15 protein-coding genes are annotated in these 16,222 nt (G+C 59.9%); 10 read left to right on the plus strand and 5 right to left on the minus strand.

Annotated elements, in window-relative coordinates; genetic code table 11:
- Positions 1-433 precede the first annotated feature (433 nt).
- The 7 genes from KGB03_RS31115 to KGB03_RS18905 all read left to right on the plus strand — a co-directional run bounded on the left by KGB03_RS31115 (position 434) and on the right by KGB03_RS18905 (position 7,654).
- Positions 434-634: a hypothetical protein gene (locus tag KGB03_RS31115; protein ID WP_263293638.1), complete on the plus strand. Its 201-nt coding sequence runs from the start codon at positions 434-436 to the stop codon at positions 632-634.
- Positions 635-1,069: 435 nt separating this feature from the next.
- Positions 1,070-3,700: a phosphoenolpyruvate carboxylase gene (gene ppc / locus KGB03_RS18880; RefSeq protein WP_192406342.1), complete on the plus strand. Its 2,631-nt coding sequence runs from the start codon at positions 1,070-1,072 to the stop codon at positions 3,698-3,700.
- A 289-nt stretch (positions 3,701-3,989) separates the two neighbouring features.
- On the plus strand, positions 3,990-4,637 hold the full coding sequence (gene adk, locus KGB03_RS18885; RefSeq protein ID WP_218536273.1) for an adenylate kinase: 648 nt from the start codon (positions 3,990-3,992) through the stop codon (positions 4,635-4,637).
- 87 nt (positions 4,638-4,724) lie between these two features.
- A complete protein-coding gene (tsaB, locus tag KGB03_RS18890; protein ID WP_223528203.1) occupies positions 4,725-5,399 on the plus strand; it encodes a tRNA (adenosine(37)-N6)-threonylcarbamoyltransferase complex dimerization subunit type 1 TsaB in 675 nt (224 codons plus the stop codon).
- A gap of 233 nt (positions 5,400-5,632) precedes the next feature.
- On the plus strand, positions 5,633-5,938 hold the full coding sequence (locus KGB03_RS18895) for a hypothetical protein (protein WP_008156859.1): 306 nt from the start codon (positions 5,633-5,635) through the stop codon (positions 5,936-5,938).
- Positions 5,938-6,798: a DUF72 domain-containing protein gene (locus tag KGB03_RS18900; protein ID WP_223528206.1), complete on the plus strand. Its 861-nt coding sequence runs from the start codon at positions 5,938-5,940 to the stop codon at positions 6,796-6,798. Before KGB03_RS18895 ends, KGB03_RS18900 begins: the two co-directional genes overlap by 1 nt.
- Positions 6,799-6,832: 34 nt before the next feature.
- Positions 6,833-7,654 carry an isocitrate lyase/phosphoenolpyruvate mutase family protein gene (locus KGB03_RS18905; protein WP_134101798.1) on the plus strand — a complete coding sequence of 274 codons (822 nt, stop codon included), beginning with the start codon at positions 6,833-6,835 and terminating at the stop codon, positions 7,652-7,654.
- 35 nt (positions 7,655-7,689) lie between these two features.
- Here the strand turns inward: KGB03_RS18905 and KGB03_RS18910 are convergent, their stop codons facing one another.
- Positions 7,690-8,310 (minus strand): energy transducer TonB, encoded by a 621-nt coding sequence (locus KGB03_RS18910; protein ID WP_223528208.1) that lies wholly within the window; start codon positions 8,308-8,310, stop codon positions 7,690-7,692.
- 93 nt (positions 8,311-8,403) lie between these two features.
- Here KGB03_RS18910 and KGB03_RS18915 point away from each other — a divergent pair, with 93 nt between their 5' ends.
- Positions 8,404-9,186 (plus strand): class I SAM-dependent methyltransferase, encoded by a 783-nt coding sequence (locus KGB03_RS18915; RefSeq protein ID WP_256365049.1) that lies wholly within the window; start codon positions 8,404-8,406, stop codon positions 9,184-9,186.
- A gap of 124 nt (positions 9,187-9,310) precedes the next feature.
- Here the strand turns inward: KGB03_RS18915 and KGB03_RS18920 are convergent, their stop codons facing one another.
- Positions 9,311-9,955, minus strand: coding sequence for a TetR/AcrR family transcriptional regulator (locus tag KGB03_RS18920; RefSeq protein ID WP_111451029.1), 645 nt, complete (start codon positions 9,953-9,955; stop codon positions 9,311-9,313).
- Positions 9,956-10,048: 93 nt separating this feature from the next.
- Between KGB03_RS18920 and KGB03_RS18925 the strand changes: the two genes are divergently transcribed.
- Both KGB03_RS18925 and KGB03_RS18930 read left to right on the plus strand, forming a co-directional pair.
- Positions 10,049-11,149 (plus strand): efflux RND transporter periplasmic adaptor subunit, encoded by a 1,101-nt coding sequence (locus KGB03_RS18925; protein WP_192406348.1) that lies wholly within the window; start codon positions 10,049-10,051, stop codon positions 11,147-11,149.
- A gap of 6 nt (positions 11,150-11,155) precedes the next feature.
- On the plus strand, positions 11,156-14,227 hold the full coding sequence (locus KGB03_RS18930) for an efflux RND transporter permease subunit (protein WP_223528211.1): 3,072 nt from the start codon (positions 11,156-11,158) through the stop codon (positions 14,225-14,227).
- A gap of 132 nt (positions 14,228-14,359) precedes the next feature.
- On the opposite strand, the gene KGB03_RS18935 is transcribed toward KGB03_RS18930, so the two are convergent.
- The 3 genes from KGB03_RS18935 to KGB03_RS18945 all read right to left on the minus strand — a co-directional run bounded on the left by KGB03_RS18935 (position 14,360) and on the right by KGB03_RS18945 (position 16,183).
- Positions 14,360-15,049, minus strand: coding sequence for a DUF4197 domain-containing protein (locus KGB03_RS18935; protein WP_218536278.1), 690 nt, complete (start codon positions 15,047-15,049; stop codon positions 14,360-14,362).
- A 27-nt stretch (positions 15,050-15,076) separates the two neighbouring features.
- The gene (locus KGB03_RS18940; RefSeq protein WP_223528214.1) at positions 15,077-15,475 is read right to left on the minus strand and encodes a YbaY family lipoprotein; all 399 of its coding nucleotides are present in this window, start codon (positions 15,473-15,475) and stop codon (positions 15,077-15,079) included.
- A gap of 105 nt (positions 15,476-15,580) precedes the next feature.
- Positions 15,581-16,183 (minus strand): hypothetical protein, encoded by a 603-nt coding sequence (locus KGB03_RS18945; RefSeq protein ID WP_223528216.1) that lies wholly within the window; start codon positions 16,181-16,183, stop codon positions 15,581-15,583.
- Between the last annotated feature and the right edge of the window lie 39 nt (positions 16,184-16,222).

Raw genomic sequence — 16,222 nt, forward strand, 5'->3', positions numbered from 1 at the left:
AAAAGCATACGAGGTCCCAAAATCGCCAAGTCCAAGGAATGGCTGGAGGGCAGGGCTGCAAATGCTCATGTGTCGACGGCTCGCGTGCTTAAGGCCCATAAAAAGAAAACACCTTGAAAGGGCTGGCTTTTACAGCGAGTCACTTTGGAAAAGCCCCAAAGTAACCAAAGGGCTCTTGCCCCTTTCGTTCGGTGCCTCGCCTAGGCTCGGCATGCCCTCGCTCCGGTCCTGCTCCGTGGGCCCGCCGCCATCGGCCATCCATGGCCGGGGGCGGCTAACCCGGCATCCATGCCGGGTTGCCCACTGCGCAGAACCTCCACTCGGCCTCCCGAGGGGGCGAGTACCGCAAAAGCAACGCGAGGCGGCCTACCGGCCGGCCTGTCTCTTCAAGCGTACGCATTCCCCTTTGGGAGCGAGCCTGCTCGCGAAAGACGTGAACGATAACGCGTGCTGTCTGAATGAACGAGGTGTCCGGACGTTTTTCGCGAGCAGGCTCGCTCCCACAGATACCGCGCTAGGCTTTGGCTTTGGCTTTGGCTTTGGCTTTGGCTTTGGCTTTGGCTTTGGCTTTGGCTTTGGCTTTGGCTTTGGCTTTGGCTTTGGCTTTGGCTTTGGCTTTGGCTTTGGCTTTTGATCTAGATCTGCCTGCCCCTTTCCCAGAGGCCGAACGCAGGCGTTGCGTAGGGGGCACCGCGGCAAGGATGCCGCGGTAGCCGCCCCCGGCCATGGATGGCCGATGGCGGCGGGCCCCCGGAGCAATGCCGGAGTGAGGGCATGCCGAGCCTAGGCGAGGCACCGAATGGCGGGGCAAAAGCGCTTTGGTTACTTTCGCGCTTTTCGAAAGTGACTCGCTGTAAAAGCGAAACCGTAATCAGCCATCACCGCAGAAACGGATATGTACCCACCAACCCAATCCCAACCTCAACCCCAATCCCAATCCCAATCCCAAACTTTCTCAGGCGAACAGCATTCCCATCCTCGTCCGCTTGTAAGAACCGCTTCACAGCGGCACTCTCTAACCCAAGAGCATGGACCTCAAGTCACCCGGATTTTCGCTGGAGAACTGCTGATGACCGATATTGATGCACGCTTGCGCGAGGATGTTCACCTGTTGGGTGAACTGTTGGGCAACACCATTCGTGAACAGTACGGGGACGGTTTTCTCGACAAGATCGAGCAGATCCGCAAAGGCGCCAAGGCCGACCGTCGCGGTTCGATGGACGCTGAACTGAGCGCCAGCCTCAACCAATTGAGCGAAGCAGAGTTGCTGCCGGTGGCGCGGGCGTTCAACCAGTTTCTCAACCTGGCCAATATCGCCGAGCAATATCAGCTGATACACCGTCGCGAAGAGTCACAGCCTGCGCCGTTCGAAGCGAGGGTGCTGCCGGAATTGCTCGCCCGCCTGAGTGCTGAAGGCCATGGTGCCGAATCCCTGGCCCGGCAACTGGGACGGCTGGAGATTGAGTTGGTCCTCACCGCGCACCCGACCGAAGTCGCGCGCCGCACGCTGATCCAGAAATACGACGCCATTGCCGCGCAACTGGCCGCCCAGGACCATCGCGACCTGACCACCGCCGAGCGCGAGCAGATCCAGACGAAGTTGCAGCGCCTGATCGCCGAAGCCTGGCACACCGAAGAAATCCGCCGCACCCGCCCAACCCCCGTGGATGAAGCCAAGTGGGGCTTTGCGGTGATCGAGCATTCGCTGTGGCAGGCGATCCCCAACTATTTGCGCAAGGCCGATAAAGCCCTGCATGACGCCACGGGCCTGCACCTCCCACTGGAGGCAGCGCCGATTCGCTTTGCCTCGTGGATGGGCGGCGACCGGGACGGCAACCCCAACGTGACCGCCGCCGTGACCCGTGAAGTCTTGCTGCTGGCGCGGTGGATGGCCGCGGACTTGTACTTGCGCGATGTCGATCACCTGGCGGCCGAGTTGTCGATGCAACAGGCCAGCGATGACTTGAAGGCCAAGGCCGGGGACAGCGCCGAACCTTACCGTGCGGTGCTTAAACAGCTGCGTGAACGCCTGCGCGCGACGCGTAACTGGGCTCACGCCTCCTTGACGCAGACCACCCCGGCACCCGCCGATGTGTTGCAAAACAACCGCGAGCTGCTTGATCCGTTGGAGCTGTGCTTCCACTCGCTGCATGAGTGCGGCATGGGCGTGATCGCTGATGGGCCGCTGCTCGATTGCCTGCGCCGGGCGGTGACGTTCGGGCTGTTCCTGGTACGGCTCGATGTGCGTCAGGACTCGACGCGACATACCGCGGCCATGACCGAGATCACCGATTACCTGGGCCTTGGGCGCTACGAGGACTGGAGCGAGGAAGAGCGCATCGCTTTCCTGATGCGCGAACTGAACAACCGCCGGCCGTTGTTGCCGGCGTACTTCAAGCCATCGGCCGACACCGCTGAGGTGCTGGCGACCTGCCGGGAAATCGCTGCAGCACCGAGCGCATCGCTCGGTTCGTATGTGATCTCCATGGCCGGCGCCGCTTCCGACGTGTTGGCCGTGCAGCTGCTGCTCAAAGAGTCCGGCGTGTTGCGGCCGATGCGCGTGGTGCCGCTGTTCGAGACGCTTGCCGACCTCGACAACGCCGGCCCGGTGATCGAAAAACTGCTGCTGTTGCCCGGTTATCGCTCGCGCCTGCAAGGGCCGCAGGAAGTGATGATCGGCTACTCGGATTCGGCCAAGGACGCCGGCACGACGGCGGCTGCCTGGGCGCAGTATCGGGCGCAGGAGCGCTTGGTCGACATCTGCCGCGAGCAACAAGTGGAACTGCTGTTGTTCCACGGTCGCGGTGGCACCGTGGGGCGCGGCGGCGGCCCGGCACACGCGGCGATTCTGTCGCAGCCACCGGGTTCGGTGGCAGGGCGTTTCCGTACCACCGAGCAGGGGGAAATGATTCGTTTCAAATTCGGCCTGCCGGACATTGCCGAGCAGAACCTCAATCTGTACCTGGCGGCGGTACTGGAAGCGACCTTGCTGCCACCGCCGCCACCAGAGCCTGCCTGGCGCAATCTGATGGACGAATTGGCCGCTGACGGTGTCAGCGCTTACCGCGCCGTGGTGCGGGAAAATCCGCAGTTCGTTGAGTATTTCCGCCAGTCCACTCCAGAGCAGGAACTGGGACGCTTGCCGCTGGGCAGTCGCCCGGCCAAGCGCCGCGCCGGCGGGATTGAAAGCCTGCGGGCGATCCCGTGGATCTTCGGTTGGACCCAGACGCGTCTGATGTTGCCGGCGTGGCTCGGCTGGGAAGCGGCGTTGAGCAAGGCGCTGGAGCGTGGCGAAGGCGAGCTGCTGGGGCAGATGCGCGAGCAGTGGCCGTTCTTCCGCACGCGCATCGATATGCTGGAAATGGTGTTGGCCAAGGCCGATGCCGATATCGCCCGGTCCTACGATGAGCGTTTGGTCGAGCCGGATCTGCTCCCTTTGGGTGCGCATTTACGCGACCTATTGTCGCAGGCCTGCTCGGTGGTCCTGGGGCTGACCGGTCAGTCGCAGCTACTGGCACATAGCCCAGCCACGCTTGAATTCATCCGCTTGCGCAACACTTACCTCGACCCTCTTCATCTATTGCAAGCTGAGTTGTTGGCGCGTTCGCGACAACAGGAAGTGGCGCAGGGCAGCCCGGTAGAACAAGCGCTGCTGGTGTCTGTGGCGGGGATTGCCGCCGGTTTGCGTAATACCGGCTAAGGTTTTCGTCGTGGGTCAAGGCACTCGACGCGAGTGTCGAGTTGCCTGTGGGCGAGGGGTTGAAAAGTGCTGCCAGGCGACAGTTAGTGATGGGGTTGCGACTAGGGTTACCCCGACGAAAGGCCACATCAGGCGCGGGTTTCTCCGACTTTCGGCGGCTTGTGTGGTCCGGGCCTGCTGTGTATCTTGATCAGCCTTTGACCGTTTGGGCGGTCACGACCCTTTTTTTGAGATTGGCCCCACGAGGCGAATCTGACGTTATCTATATAAAAAATTGAGGAGCACATCGATGCGCGTCATTCTGCTGGGAGCTCCCGGGGCCGGTAAAGGTACTCAGGCTAAGTTCATCACCGAAAAATTCGGCATTCCGCAAATCTCCACTGGCGACATGCTGCGTGCTGCGGTCAAGGCCGGCACCGAGCTGGGCCTGATCGCCAAGAGCGTCATGGACAGCGGTGGTCTGGTCTCCGATGACCTGATCATCAACCTGGTCAAGGAACGCATCAGCCAGTCTGATTGCGCCAACGGTTTCCTGTTCGACGGTTTCCCGCGCACCATTCCTCAGGCTGAAGCCCTGGTGAAAGCCGGCGTCGAGCTGGACCACGTGTTGGAAATCGACGTTAAAGACGAAGACATCGTTCAGCGAATCGCTGGCCGTCGTGTTCACGAGGCCAGCGGCCGCGTGTACCACATCGTCTACAACCCGCCAAAAATTGCCGGTAAAGACGACATCACCGGCGACGAGCTGGTGCAGCGCAAAGACGACACTGAAGAAACCGTGCGTCATCGCCTGTCGGTCTACCACGCCCAGACCGAGCCTCTGGTGAAGTTTTACCAGGAGCTGTCCGTCGCTCAAGGCAAACCGAAGTACAGCCACGTCGAAGGTGTTGGCTCGGTTGAAGCGATCACCGGCAAAGTGCTTGAAGCACTGCGCTAAAAAAACGCTTCATCTTCTACGGCCCGCTTGCGGGCCGTAGTTGTTTATACTGGCGCACTTTTTCTGACCTCTCTTACGGAAACATCGATGAGCACCTTGCTGGCCCTGGACACCGCGACTGAAGCTTGCTCCGTTGCCTTGCTGCATGACGGCAAAGTCACGAGCCATTACGAGGTGATCCCGCGCCTGCATGCGCAGAAGCTGCTGCCGATGATTCAGCAGTTGCTGGCGAATGCCGGGACCACCCTGCAAGCGGTCGATGCAATTGCTTTCGGACGGGGTCCGGGGGCGTTCACCGGCGTGCGGATCGCCATCGGCGTGGTGCAGGGGCTGGCGTTTGCGCTGGATCGCCCGGTGTTGCCGGTGTCGAACCTGGCCGTGCTGGCGCAGCGGGCCTATCGCGAACATGGCGTGAGCCAGGTCGCGGCCGCCATTGATGCGCGCATGGACGAAGTGTATTGGGGTTGCTACCGCGAAACGGCGGGGGAGATGCGGTTGGTCGGCAATGAAGCGGTGCTGCCGCCGGAAGTGGCCGCGTTGCCGGCTGACGCCAGTGGTGAGTGGTTTGGCGCTGGCACTGGCTGGGGTTATGCCGAGCGCATCGCCGTCAGCCTGACCGGGCAGGATGCGGGCATGTTGCCTCACGCTGAAGATCTGCTGACCCTGGCACGTTTTGCCTGGGTGCGGGGTGAGGCGATTGTGGCTGATGAGGCTCAGCCGGTGTACTTGCGCGATAAAGTGGCGACGCCCAAAGCACGTTAAATCTTGATACCGAGTTGCCCCCTTCGCGAGCAAGCCCGCTCCCACATGGTCTCCGCTGACCCCTGTGGGAGCGGGCTTGCTCGCGAAGGCAATTTACGAAACGCAGCCAATCGTCGTTTTATATCCCCAGCTTTTAAACCTTTTCCATTTTCTGTGTTCTAGTTATCACTCGGCGGTTTGCGAAGCGGGCCATGTGCCACTAAGCTGCCATCATTGATACCGGACATGTACTCATGCGTATAGACGGCGTTCCCTCTCAGTCCTACCCCATCAAGCGCAAGCCTCGCAAAGGCCCTGTGGCGGATGACGACTATGTCGATATCGACGGCGAGCTGGAAATTCCATCCGAAGAGCAAATGGCCGCCCGCGCAGCCAAAGCCTCTGCGCAACGCTTGAGTAATCTCCCCGCCCGTCAACAAGACATGCTTTATCACCGCGCCATGAGCAGCAGTGTCGCGAAGGCCCTGGCCAGCTACCTGAGCACCGCCGGTTTTGTCGATTGGGATTCGGATGTGCTGGGCCTCGATCTGTACATCTGATGCAGTTGCCTTACTACCTGGGCTGTCCGTCCTGGAGTGAAAACGCCTGGCGCGACTACCTGTATCCGCAAGACGCAAAACCCTCCGAATTTCTGAGTCTCTATTCCCAAGTGTTTAACGCCGTGGAAGGCAATACGACCTTCTACGCGAGCCCGGCTGCGACCACCGTGCAGCGTTGGGCCGAGACCATGCCCGAACACTTTCGCTTCACTGCCAAGTTCCCCGGCGACATCAGCCACAGCGGTGACCTGCGCGAACAATTGACCGCTGCCGACACCTTCCTGCAATTGCTCAGCCCCCTGGGTGAACGGGTTTCACCGCTGTGGCTGCAACTGTCCAAAAGTTTTACGCCGCAGCGACTGTCGGAGCTTGCCGGTTTTATTGATGCGGTGGACCGGCCTCTGGCGGTTGAAGTGCGGCATGACGAGTTCTTCGCCAAGGGCGATGCCGAGAGAATGCTCAATCGCCTGCTACTGGATCGCGGTGTCGAGCGTATCTGCCTCGATCCCCGCGCGCTGTTCAGCTGCACATCGACCGATCCTTCTGTCCTTCACGCCCAATCGAAAAAGCCCAGGGTGCCGCCTCGTCCGGCCGCCTTCACGCAATGCCCGCAGGTGCGCTTCATCGGCCATCCGCAGCTTGAGGCCAACGACCCGTTCCTGGTGCCATGGGTCGAGAAAATCGCCGTGTGGATCGAGGAGGGCCGTACGCCCTATATCTTCCTGCACACCGCCGATAACCTGCTGGCCGCCAAACTGGCGCAACGTTTTCACGCAAAACTGATGCTGCGTTTGCCTGGCCTGCCGCCGCTGTCTGAGCTATACAGAGAGCCCGCTGCCGAGCAACTTGGTCTGCTCTGAAGCGGATTCCCTGCCCTTTTCAGGAGCCTGCCAAATGGATGCGCAAACCCTTCGAGCCCAAGCGTTCAAAGCACTGCACGAACGCGCGGGGGCTTTTGTCATTCCCAATCCGTGGGACGCCGGCTCGGCGAAAATGCTCGCCAGCCTTGGTTTCGAAGCGCTGGCGACCACCAGTGCCGGATACGCCTTTTCCAACGCCCGCCCCGATGGCGCACTGACGCTGGATGACACCCTGGCAAACGTTCGGGCGATTGTTGCGGCAACTGATCTGCCCGTCGCCGTCGATCTGGAAAACGGCTTCGCTGACGATCCAGCCGAATGCGCGCAGAGTATTTTGCGTGCGGCAGAGGCCGGTGCGGTCGGCGGCTCTATCGAAGATGCCACCGGCCGTGAAGAAGCGCCGATCTACTGCTTCGAGCACGCCGTCGCGCGCATCGAGGCTGCCGTGGCAGCCGCTCGCAGCTTGCCGTTTCCCTTTATGTTGACCGCTCGCGCGGAGAACTTTCTGCACGGCAATCCTGATCTCGCCGATACCATTCGCCGCTTGCAGGCGTTTGCCGAGGCGGGTGCCGACGTGCTTTATGCGCCAGGGCTGCGCAGCGCTGAAGACGTGTTGGCGGTGGTCCGTGCCGTGGCGCCGAAACCGGTCAATGTGTTGATGTCCGGCGGACTGAAATTGACGGTCGAGCAGTTGAGCGAAATGGGCGTCAAACGCATCAGCGTCGGTTCGGCGCTGGCCTTGGCCGCCTATGGCGAGTTTTTCCGCGCTGCCGAAGAGATCAAGACGTCGGGCACCTTCGGATTCACGTCGCGTTCCATGCCGTACGCCCAGGCCAATCAATTGTTCAAAGGCTGACGATGCGATTTCGGTTGTGGGTGTGTCGCTGAGGTTTAAGCGGCGATGCGCAGGTTTTGCAGGACGATCGGGCGAGCCCAGCCATTATCGAAGTCGAGTTGTTTCTGTTGCTCCACCAGTTCTTCGGGCGAGAACGGGGGGAATGGCTTGTCCAGCAGATCGAGTTCGAATTCGGCGATTGGCAGGTGCAGCGGACGCGGTTGTGGCGCTGGAGCTGCTTGCGGTACAGGCTGACCTGCGGTGAGCACGATCGGGCGGACCCAGCGGCTTTCGAAGTCCTGTTGCTTCTGTTGAGCGACGATTTCCTGTGCCGGGAACGGTGGGAAAGGTTTGTCGGCCAGCTCCATTTCGAACTCGGCAATCGGCAGGAACAGTGGCTCGGGCGGGCGGACCTCGGTTTCTTTCACGTCGCATTCGCGCTGGGAAATGATGTGCGCCAGCAGTTCGCTGCCAATGGTGGGTTCGACCGGGCTGTCGAGATCGACCGGTGGAAAGTTGAGAGAAGCCGGTACGACATCGCCCGACTGATCGGCCAGGGCCTGGGCAAAGAAATCCTGCCACAGGTGACTGACGCCGCTCAGTGCTTGGGAGTTTCGTAGACCAAAATCGCCGTGTCGCGAAATGTAGCCTATCGATGTGCGTTGAATGTCTGACATTTCTCTCGGTCGACGCTCAGCTCTGGCAAAATGCTCGATAGTTTTGTTATCGGCCGTTTTTGCCGATCATTAATTTTTTGAGCGTGTTTTCTCATGATTGAGCAACCTGCGGCCTGCCGCATCCACGTCGAGGCCCTGGCCGCGACTTTTCAGCCACAGGCCGAGCAATGGGCCGAGCGCCTGGGTTTGCCGATGCAGGTGGATGACGGTGAGTTTGCCTTGCAGGTCGGCGACCAGGGTTTGCAGCTGCAGCAACTGGGCCCAGACGCACCGGGGCCGGTGCGGGTGGACTTTGTCGAGGGCGGTGCGGCCCATCGTCGCTTGTACGGCGGCGGCAGCGGTCAGATGATCGCCAAGGCTGTCGGGGTAGCCCAAGGCGTGCGTCCGCGCGTGCTGGATGCCACGGCGGGGCTGGGCAAAGATGCGTTCGTGCTGGCGAGCCTGGGCTGCGAGATGAGCCTGATCGAGCGTCAGCCGCTGATTGGCGCGTTGCTTGAAGATGGCCTGGCACGCGGCGCGGAAGACTTTGAGGTGGCGCCGATCGTGGCGCGGATGCGCTTGCTCAAGGGCAATTCGATCGAGGTGATGCGCAATTGGGAAGGCGAGCCGCCGCAGGTGATCTACCTCGACCCGATGTTCCCCCATCGTGAGAAAACGGCTTTGGTGAAGAAGGAAATGCGCCTGTTCCGGCCGCTGGTAGGCGATGACCCGGATGCGCCTGCACTGCTCGCAGCGGCGTTGGCGTTGGCCAGCCACCGGGTGGTGGTCAAGCGCCCGCGCAAGGCGCCCTGCATCGAAGGACCGAAGCCGAGTCATGCGCTGGACGGTAAATCCAGCCGGTATGACATTTATCCGAAGAAAGCGCTGAAGCCTTAAGACCGCGTCGCGCCCTTCGCGAGCAAGCCCGCTCCCACATTTGACCGAGTCTTCTCAAGGGAACGCAGTCAAATGTGGGAGCGGGCTTGCTCGCGAAGGCGTCCGCCCAAACACTGCAAAATGATCAGGCTGACTCTGGTCGATACGCCCGCATAAACAACTCCACCACTTCCTGCACATGGCTCTCGGCCGCATCCCCGGTCAGCGGCTCGCCGCAGCCATAAAGCAGCCTGAAATTCCCCGCCCCCTTGAGCAGGCAGAAGAAATGCTCGGCCGCATTGCGCGGTTTGTCGATGCTCAAGGCGCCGCTGTGATCAACCTTGGTCAGCAACCGCTCCATGCCCTGCAGCATGCGCTCAGGCCCGGCCTCGAAGAAGATCAGCGAGAGTTTCGGGTCCTGACTGCCCAGCGTCATCATCAGCCGGTGCAGGTTGACCGATTCGTCGCTGTTGATCAGCAGATGAAAACCGCGCGCGATGTTCAACAGCACCGTCTCTATGGCAATGCCGTCCGGCAATTCGAAAAACAGCGTCGGCAATTGCTCTTCGCACTTGGCCATCACGGCGGCGGAGAACAGCGTCTCCTTGTCGTTGAAATGGCTGTAGACCGTCAACTTCGACACACCGGCCTCGGCCGCGACGGCGTCCATGCTGGTACTCGCATAACCCTTGCTCAAAAACAGAATTTTCGCCGCCTCGAGGATCGCCTGGCGCTTGGCCAGATCCTTGGGACGGCCAGGGCCGTTGGGTACTGAAAGATTGTTAGGCATATGCGCTTTTAATACTGGACTGGTGAGTTTGCTATTAATAACATACCGCCCAGTATAATTATTCCAAGCACCATTAGCGAAAGGTCCTTCACCATGTTCCGCTATGCCTTGCCCCTCGCGTTGCCAGTCAGTCTGGCGTTTTTATTGTCTGCGTGCGGTCACGAAGAGGCGCCCCAAGTCACCGTTCGCCCGGCCATGGTCGTGCAGCCAGAGCCTTCGGCTCAGGCGATAGAAAGTTTTCCCGGTGAAGTCCGCGCACGGTATGAGCCGGACCTGGCGTTTCGCATTGGCGGTAAAGTCAGTCGACGACTGGTCGAAGAGGGGCAGCGGGTCAAGGCCGACCAACCTTTGGCGGAGCTCGATCCTCAGGACGTGCGCCTGCAACTGGAAGCCACCCGTGCCCAGGTCGCTGCTGCCGAGGCCAACCTGAACCTGGTCCGCGCCGAACGTGATCGCTACAAGACCCTGATGGACCGTCAGATGGTCAGCCGTTCGCAGTACGACAATGCCGAAAACCTTTACCGATCCGGTGAAGCACGCCTCAAGCAAATCAAAGCCGAATTCAACGTCTCGACCAATCAGGCCAGTTACGCCGTGCTGCGTGCGCCGCAGGATGGGGTGGTGGCTAAACGCGCGGTTGAAGTCGGGCAAGTGGTGGCGGCGGGGCAAACCGTATTTACCCTCGCCACCGATGGCGAACGCGAAGTGTTGATCAGCTTGCCGGAGCAGAGCTTTGGCCGCTTCAAGGTTGGTCAGCCAGTGTCGGTGGAACTCTGGACCCAACCCGACCAACGTTTCGCCGGGCGCATCCGTGAGCTGTCGCCCGCTGCCGATCCAAAATCGCGCACCTTTGCCGCCCGTATCTCCTTCACCGCCGGCAAGGTTCCCGCTGAACTCGGCCAGAGTGCCCGGGTGTTCGTTCAGACCTCCGATGTGGTGCCGCTGTCGGTGCCGCTTTCCGCGCTGACCGCAGAAAACGGCGCGACCTACGTCTGGGTCGTCAATGCCAACAACACCCTGAAGAAAACCCCGGTGCGGGTCGGTGCCTTCGGCGAGAAAACCGTACCGGTTCTCGAAGGACTGAACGCCAGCGATTGGGTGGTGGCCGCTGGCGTCCATGTGCTGCTTGAAGGGCAGCAGGTGCGTCCGGTGGATCGCTCCAACCGTGTGGTCAATCTGGCGGGCAAGGAGTAATCCCCGATGGGTTTCAATCTTTCCGAATGGGCGCTGCGTAATCGCCAGATCGTACTGTTCCTGATGCTCTTGCTGGCCATTGTCGGCGCACTGTCCTACACCAAGCTCGGCCAAAGTGAAGACCCGCCGTTCACCTTCAAGGCCATGGTGATTCGGACCAACTGGCCGGGGGCCACGGCGCAGGAAGTGTCGCGTCAGGTCACCGAGCGTATTGAAAAGAAACTGATGGAAACCGGCGAGTACGAACGCATCGTTTCGTTCTCCCGTCCGGGCGAATCCCAAGTGACGTTCGTTGCCCGTGATTCCATGCACTCGGTGGAAATCCCGGACCTCTGGTACCAGGTTCGCAAGAAGATCAGCGACATTCGTCAAACCCTGCCACCGGGCATCCAGGGGCCATTTTTCAATGATGAGTTCGGCACGACGTTTGGCAATATCTACGCCCTGACCGGCGAAGGTTTTGATTACGCGGTGCTCAAGGACTACGCCGACCGCGTGCAGATTCAGCTGCAACGGGTCAAGGATGTGGGCAAGGTCGATTTGCTCGGGTTACAGGACGAGAAGATCTGGATCGAACTCTCCAACGTCAAACTCGCCACCCTCGGCCTGCCTTTGTCGGCGGTGCAGCAGGCCCTTGAAGAGCAGAACGCGGTGTCCACCGCCGGGTTCTTCGAGACCTCCAGCGAGCGATTGCAGCTACGCGTCTCGGGGAATTTTCAGACGGTCGAAGAGATCAAGAACTTCCCGATCCGCGTCGGTGATCGCACCTTCCGGATCGCCGATGTGGCGGATGTGCGTCGCGGTTTCAACGATCCGCCAGCGCCGAGCATGCGCTTCATGGCGGAAAACGCCATCGGTCTGGCCGTGGCCATGAAGGACGGTGGCGACATTCTGGTGCTGGGCAAGGCACTGGAAATCGAGTTTGACCGGATCCAGAAAAACCTTCCTGCCGGTATGCAGTTGCGCAAGGTCTCCGATCAGCCCGCCGCGGTGAAAAGCAGTGTCGGTGAATTTGTTCAGGTGCTGGTGGAAGCGCTGGCAATCGTCCTGCTGGTGAGTTTCTTCTCCCTCGGCGTGCGCACCGGCATGGTGGTCGCGCTGGCGATTCCTTTGGTATTGGCGATGACATTCGCCTGCATGTATTACCTGGGAATCGGCCTGCACAAGATTTCCCTCGGTGCATTGGTACTGGCGCTGGGTTTGTTGGTGGACGACGCAATCATCGCCGTGGAAATGATGGCGATCAAAATGGAGCAAGGCTTCGACCGGATCAAGGCGGCCAGTTTCGCCTGGACCAGCACCGCATTCCCGATGCTCACCGGTACGCTGATCACCGCTGCCGGCTTCCTGCCGATTGCCACTGCGCAATCGGGTACCGGCGAATACACTCGCTCGATCTTCCAGGTGGTGACCATCGCGTTGCTGGCCTCGTGGGTGGCCGCTGTGGTGTTTGTGCCTTATCTGGGGGAGAAACTCTTGCCGGATCTGGCGAAGATTCATGCCGCCAAACATGGCACCGGCGGCGGCCAGCCCGACCCTTACGGCACGCCGTTCTATCAGCGCGTCAGACGCCTGGTGGAGTGGTGCGTACGGCGGCGCAAGACGGTCATTGTCCTGACGGTCGTGTTGTTTATCGGTTCTGTCATCCTGTTTCGCTTCGTGCCGCAACAGTTCTTCCCGGCATCGGGTCGTCTGGAATTGATGGTCGATCTGAAACTGGCCGAAGGCGCCTCGTTGAGCAACACCCGCGATGAGGTCAAACGCCTCGAAGCACTGCTCAAGGATCACGCCGGTATCGACAACTATGTCGCGTACGTCGGCACCGGTTCGCCACGTTTTTACCTGCCGCTGGATCAACAACTTCCTGCCGCGAGCTTCGCGCAGTTTGTCGTCCTGGCCAAAACCATCGAAGAGCGCGAAACCCTGCGCACCTGGCTGATCGAAGCCCTCAAGGAACAATTCCCGGCCCTGCGTGCGCGGGTGACACGTCTGGAGAACGGGCCACCGGTGGGTTATCCGATGCAGTTCCGGGTCACCGGTGAGCACATCGAGGAAGTCCGCGCGCTGGCCCGTAAAGTCGCGGCCAAGGTTCGCGAGAACCCGCACGTGGTCAACGTCCATCTGGATTGGGAAGAACCGAGCAAAGTCGTGTATCTGAACGTCGATCAGGACCGCGCCCGGGCGCTTGGCGTGAGCACTGCGAACCTGTCGAAGTTCCTGCAAAGTTCTCTGACCGGTTCGAGTGTCAGCCAGTACCGTGAAGACAACGAGTTGATCGAGATTCTGTTGCGCGGCACGTTGCACGAACGCACTGAACTGTCATTGCTGCCAAGCCTGGCGGTGCCAACTGACAATGGCCGCAGTGTTGCACTGTCGCAAATTGCGACCCTGGAATACGGCTTCGAAGAAGGCATCATCTGGCACCGCAACCGCTTGCCGAACGTAACGGTCCGCGCTGACATCTACGGCAAGGAACAACCGGCGACGCTGGTGCAGCAGATCATGCCGACCCTCGATCCGATTCGCGCCGAACTGCCGGACGGGTATTTGCTGGAGGTTGGTGGCACGGTAGAAGACTCGGCTCGCGGGCAGAATTCGGTGAAGGCCGGTGTGCCGCTTTTCATCGTGGTGGTGCTGACGTTACTGATGCTGCAACTGCGCAGTTTCTCACGCACGGTGATGGTGTTTCTGACGGCGCCTTTGGGGTTGATCGGTGTGACCTTGTTCCTGATGGTGTTCCGTCAGCCATTTGGTTTCGTCGCCATGCTCGGCACCATCGCGCTGTCCGGGATGATCATGCGTAACTCGGTGATTCTGGTGGACCAGATCGAGCAGGATATCGCTTCCGGGCTCAAGCCTTGGCAGGCGATTATTGAAGCCACGGTGCGGCGCTTCCGGCCGATTGTATTGACTGCACTCGCGGCGGTGCTGGCGATGATTCCGCTGTCGCGCAGCGTGTTTTTCGGGCCGATGGCGGTGGCGATCATGGGCGGGTTGATTGTCGCGACGGCGCTGACGTTGCTGTTTCTGCCGGCGCTGTATGCGGCGTGGTTCCGAATCAAAAAGGACCCAGCCTGACCTCTGTAGGAGCAAAGCTTGCTCGCGATGCAGGCGCCTCGGTCCAAATGGCAGACCGAGGTGCAGCCATCGCGAGCAAGCTTTGCTCCTACAGTTTTTGAAGAGCGTGGGAACGATTAGCAGGAGAGAGTACTAGAGGGTACCAAACACCTTCTTCGCCAAACTGGTGGCTGCCGCCGCAGGATTCTGGCGAATGGTTTCTTCCTGTTTACCAATCATTTCGAACAACCCGTTCAACGCCTGCTCGGTCACGTAGCTTTCGATGTTGGCGCTCTTCGCATCCACTACACCCATCGTCGCGGCTTGCCCGGCGAACGAGTTGTACTGTTTGGCCAGGCCCACCTGGTCGGTGGCTTGCTTGACGATTGGCAGGAACTTGACGCGGATCTGTTCGCGGCTGGTTTTGCTCAGGTACTGAGTGGCCGAGTCCTTGCCGCCGCTGAGAATACCCTTGGCGTCCTCCACGCTCATCTTCTTCACCGCGTCCACCAGGATCGGCTGGGCTTGCGTCACGGCGGTTTCAGCCGCTTTGTTCATGCTGGTTTCCAGCTGGTCGACCTGGTCGCCCATGCCGAACTGCTTCATCTTGCTGGCGACTTTGCCCAGTTTGCCCGGCAATTCGATTTTCACATCCGGGTTGTTGCTGAAGCCGCCCGGCGTGCCCAGTTGTTTCACAGCCAGTTGCGCACCTTGAGTCAGGGCATCCTTGAGGCCTCCGGTGGCGTCTTGTTGTGACAGGTCGTTGAGCGACAGCGCCAGGGCGCTGGCGGAGATCATCAAGCCTGCGCACAGGCTGGCGAAGCGAAGGGTAGGGCGGAACATGGCGGCTTCCTTGTTCAAAATAGAGAATTAGCGGGCGGCGTCGACGCGGATTTTCAGTGGCTGCGGATCGCTGCCATCCAGTTGCACGGCGTGATGTTCGGTGGTGATAAACATCAGTTCGCCGTTCACTTCTATCCGTGCGCTGACCGAATAACGATGGCCCGGTTTGACCTGCGCTGGATCGTAACTCAGATGAAAGGGTAGCGGCACCTGGCCTTTGACCGGGCCTTTCTGTTCGTCGAGGATCACGGCGGGTGCGTCGGCGAGGGACACGTCCTGCAGGCTGACGCTCAATGTGGCGCTCGGCGGCAGGGCGATGCGTTGCAGGTAGAAAACTTGGCCATTGAGGCTGGTTTTAGCGGTGGGTTGTATTGATTGGCAGGCAGCGAGTAAAGCCGTAAGCCCTAGAAGCGAGAGTTTTTTCATGAGTTGAATCCCTGTCGTTGGCGCCCGAAGTAGACGAACGCCAACAGCAATTTAACGGATTTTTCCGGTGGTTTCTCCCTATGAATCTTTTGATGGGCGCTTTTTTCAGGTTCTACCAAAGGGTTTCAATACAACGGATCCTGGATATACCGTAATTGCATTGTGGTATTCATTTTCAGTGGCTGCCAGCGTATAGCGTTTACCAGGTACGACAGTGTCCGGATCGTATTCCAGGTAAAACGCCTCCGCCATTTTTTCGCTGATATGTATTTGCGTCAGTTGTGCAGCCGTATCGTCGTGCTCGTGGGCGACAACGGTTACAGCGTGTTCAGGTTGTACCGCCCGAGGCTCCTGTGCCTGGAGATAGAGGCGACCGATAGGGCTAAGGTGTAGGGTTTGCCGGTGCGGTACTCGGTGGACGATCACGAAGTAGTCCAGGTCAATCAGCAGTGGAACGCCGTTGTGGGTCATGCTGACGGTGACCAGGTATTTAACGCTGACATCGGAATAGTTGTGTGCAAAGTAAAAATTCCAGCGCCCACTGTGCAGTACGGGCTCACGGGATTGCGCCACTTTGATGGGGGTGGAAGAGTTTGCGGTATGCACGCTTATATAAGTTTCGCCTTCGCCACCGCTGGGCGGAAGATAGTCTTCAGGCAAACTAAAGGTGAGGGTGACGTATGGGGTGGTGTTTTCTAATGGGTTCATCGCGATATCCGTATCGGGATTAGTTGTAGAGGGCTTCTA

The sequence above is a fragment of the Pseudomonas sp. BF-B-26 genome, assembly GCF_019956495.1.
Taxonomy (GTDB): Bacteria; Pseudomonadota; Gammaproteobacteria; order Pseudomonadales; family Pseudomonadaceae; genus Aquipseudomonas.

What these genes read in the sequence shown, in the direction of transcription:
- ppc (WP_192406342.1), top strand. Translation starts at nt 1,070, where the DNA reads ATGACCGATATTGATGCACGCTTGCGCGAGGATGTTCACCTGTTGGGT.
- adk (WP_218536273.1), top strand. Translation starts at nt 3,990, where the DNA reads ATGCGCGTCATTCTGCTGGGAGCTCCCGGGGCCGGTAAAGGTACTCAG.
- tsaB (WP_223528203.1), top strand. Translation starts at nt 4,725, where the DNA reads ATGAGCACCTTGCTGGCCCTGGACACCGCGACTGAAGCTTGCTCCGTT.
- KGB03_RS18895 (WP_008156859.1), top strand. Translation starts at nt 5,633, where the DNA reads ATGCGTATAGACGGCGTTCCCTCTCAGTCCTACCCCATCAAGCGCAAG.
- KGB03_RS18900 (WP_223528206.1), top strand. Translation starts at nt 5,938, where the DNA reads ATGCAGTTGCCTTACTACCTGGGCTGTCCGTCCTGGAGTGAAAACGCC.
- KGB03_RS18905 (WP_134101798.1), top strand. Translation starts at nt 6,833, where the DNA reads ATGGATGCGCAAACCCTTCGAGCCCAAGCGTTCAAAGCACTGCACGAA.
- KGB03_RS18910 (WP_223528208.1), bottom strand. Translation starts at nt 8,310, where the DNA reads ATGTCAGACATTCAACGCACATCGATAGGCTACATTTCGCGACACGGC.
- KGB03_RS18915 (WP_256365049.1), top strand. Translation starts at nt 8,404, where the DNA reads ATGATTGAGCAACCTGCGGCCTGCCGCATCCACGTCGAGGCCCTGGCC.
- KGB03_RS18920 (WP_111451029.1), bottom strand. Translation starts at nt 9,955, where the DNA reads ATGCCTAACAATCTTTCAGTACCCAACGGCCCTGGCCGTCCCAAGGAT.
- KGB03_RS18925 (WP_192406348.1), top strand. Translation starts at nt 10,049, where the DNA reads ATGTTCCGCTATGCCTTGCCCCTCGCGTTGCCAGTCAGTCTGGCGTTT.
- KGB03_RS18930 (WP_223528211.1), top strand. Translation starts at nt 11,156, where the DNA reads ATGGGTTTCAATCTTTCCGAATGGGCGCTGCGTAATCGCCAGATCGTA.
- KGB03_RS18935 (WP_218536278.1), bottom strand. Translation starts at nt 15,049, where the DNA reads ATGTTCCGCCCTACCCTTCGCTTCGCCAGCCTGTGCGCAGGCTTGATG.
- KGB03_RS18940 (WP_223528214.1), bottom strand. Translation starts at nt 15,475, where the DNA reads ATGAAAAAACTCTCGCTTCTAGGGCTTACGGCTTTACTCGCTGCCTGC.
- KGB03_RS18945 (WP_223528216.1), bottom strand. Translation starts at nt 16,183, where the DNA reads ATGAACCCATTAGAAAACACCACCCCATACGTCACCCTCACCTTTAGT.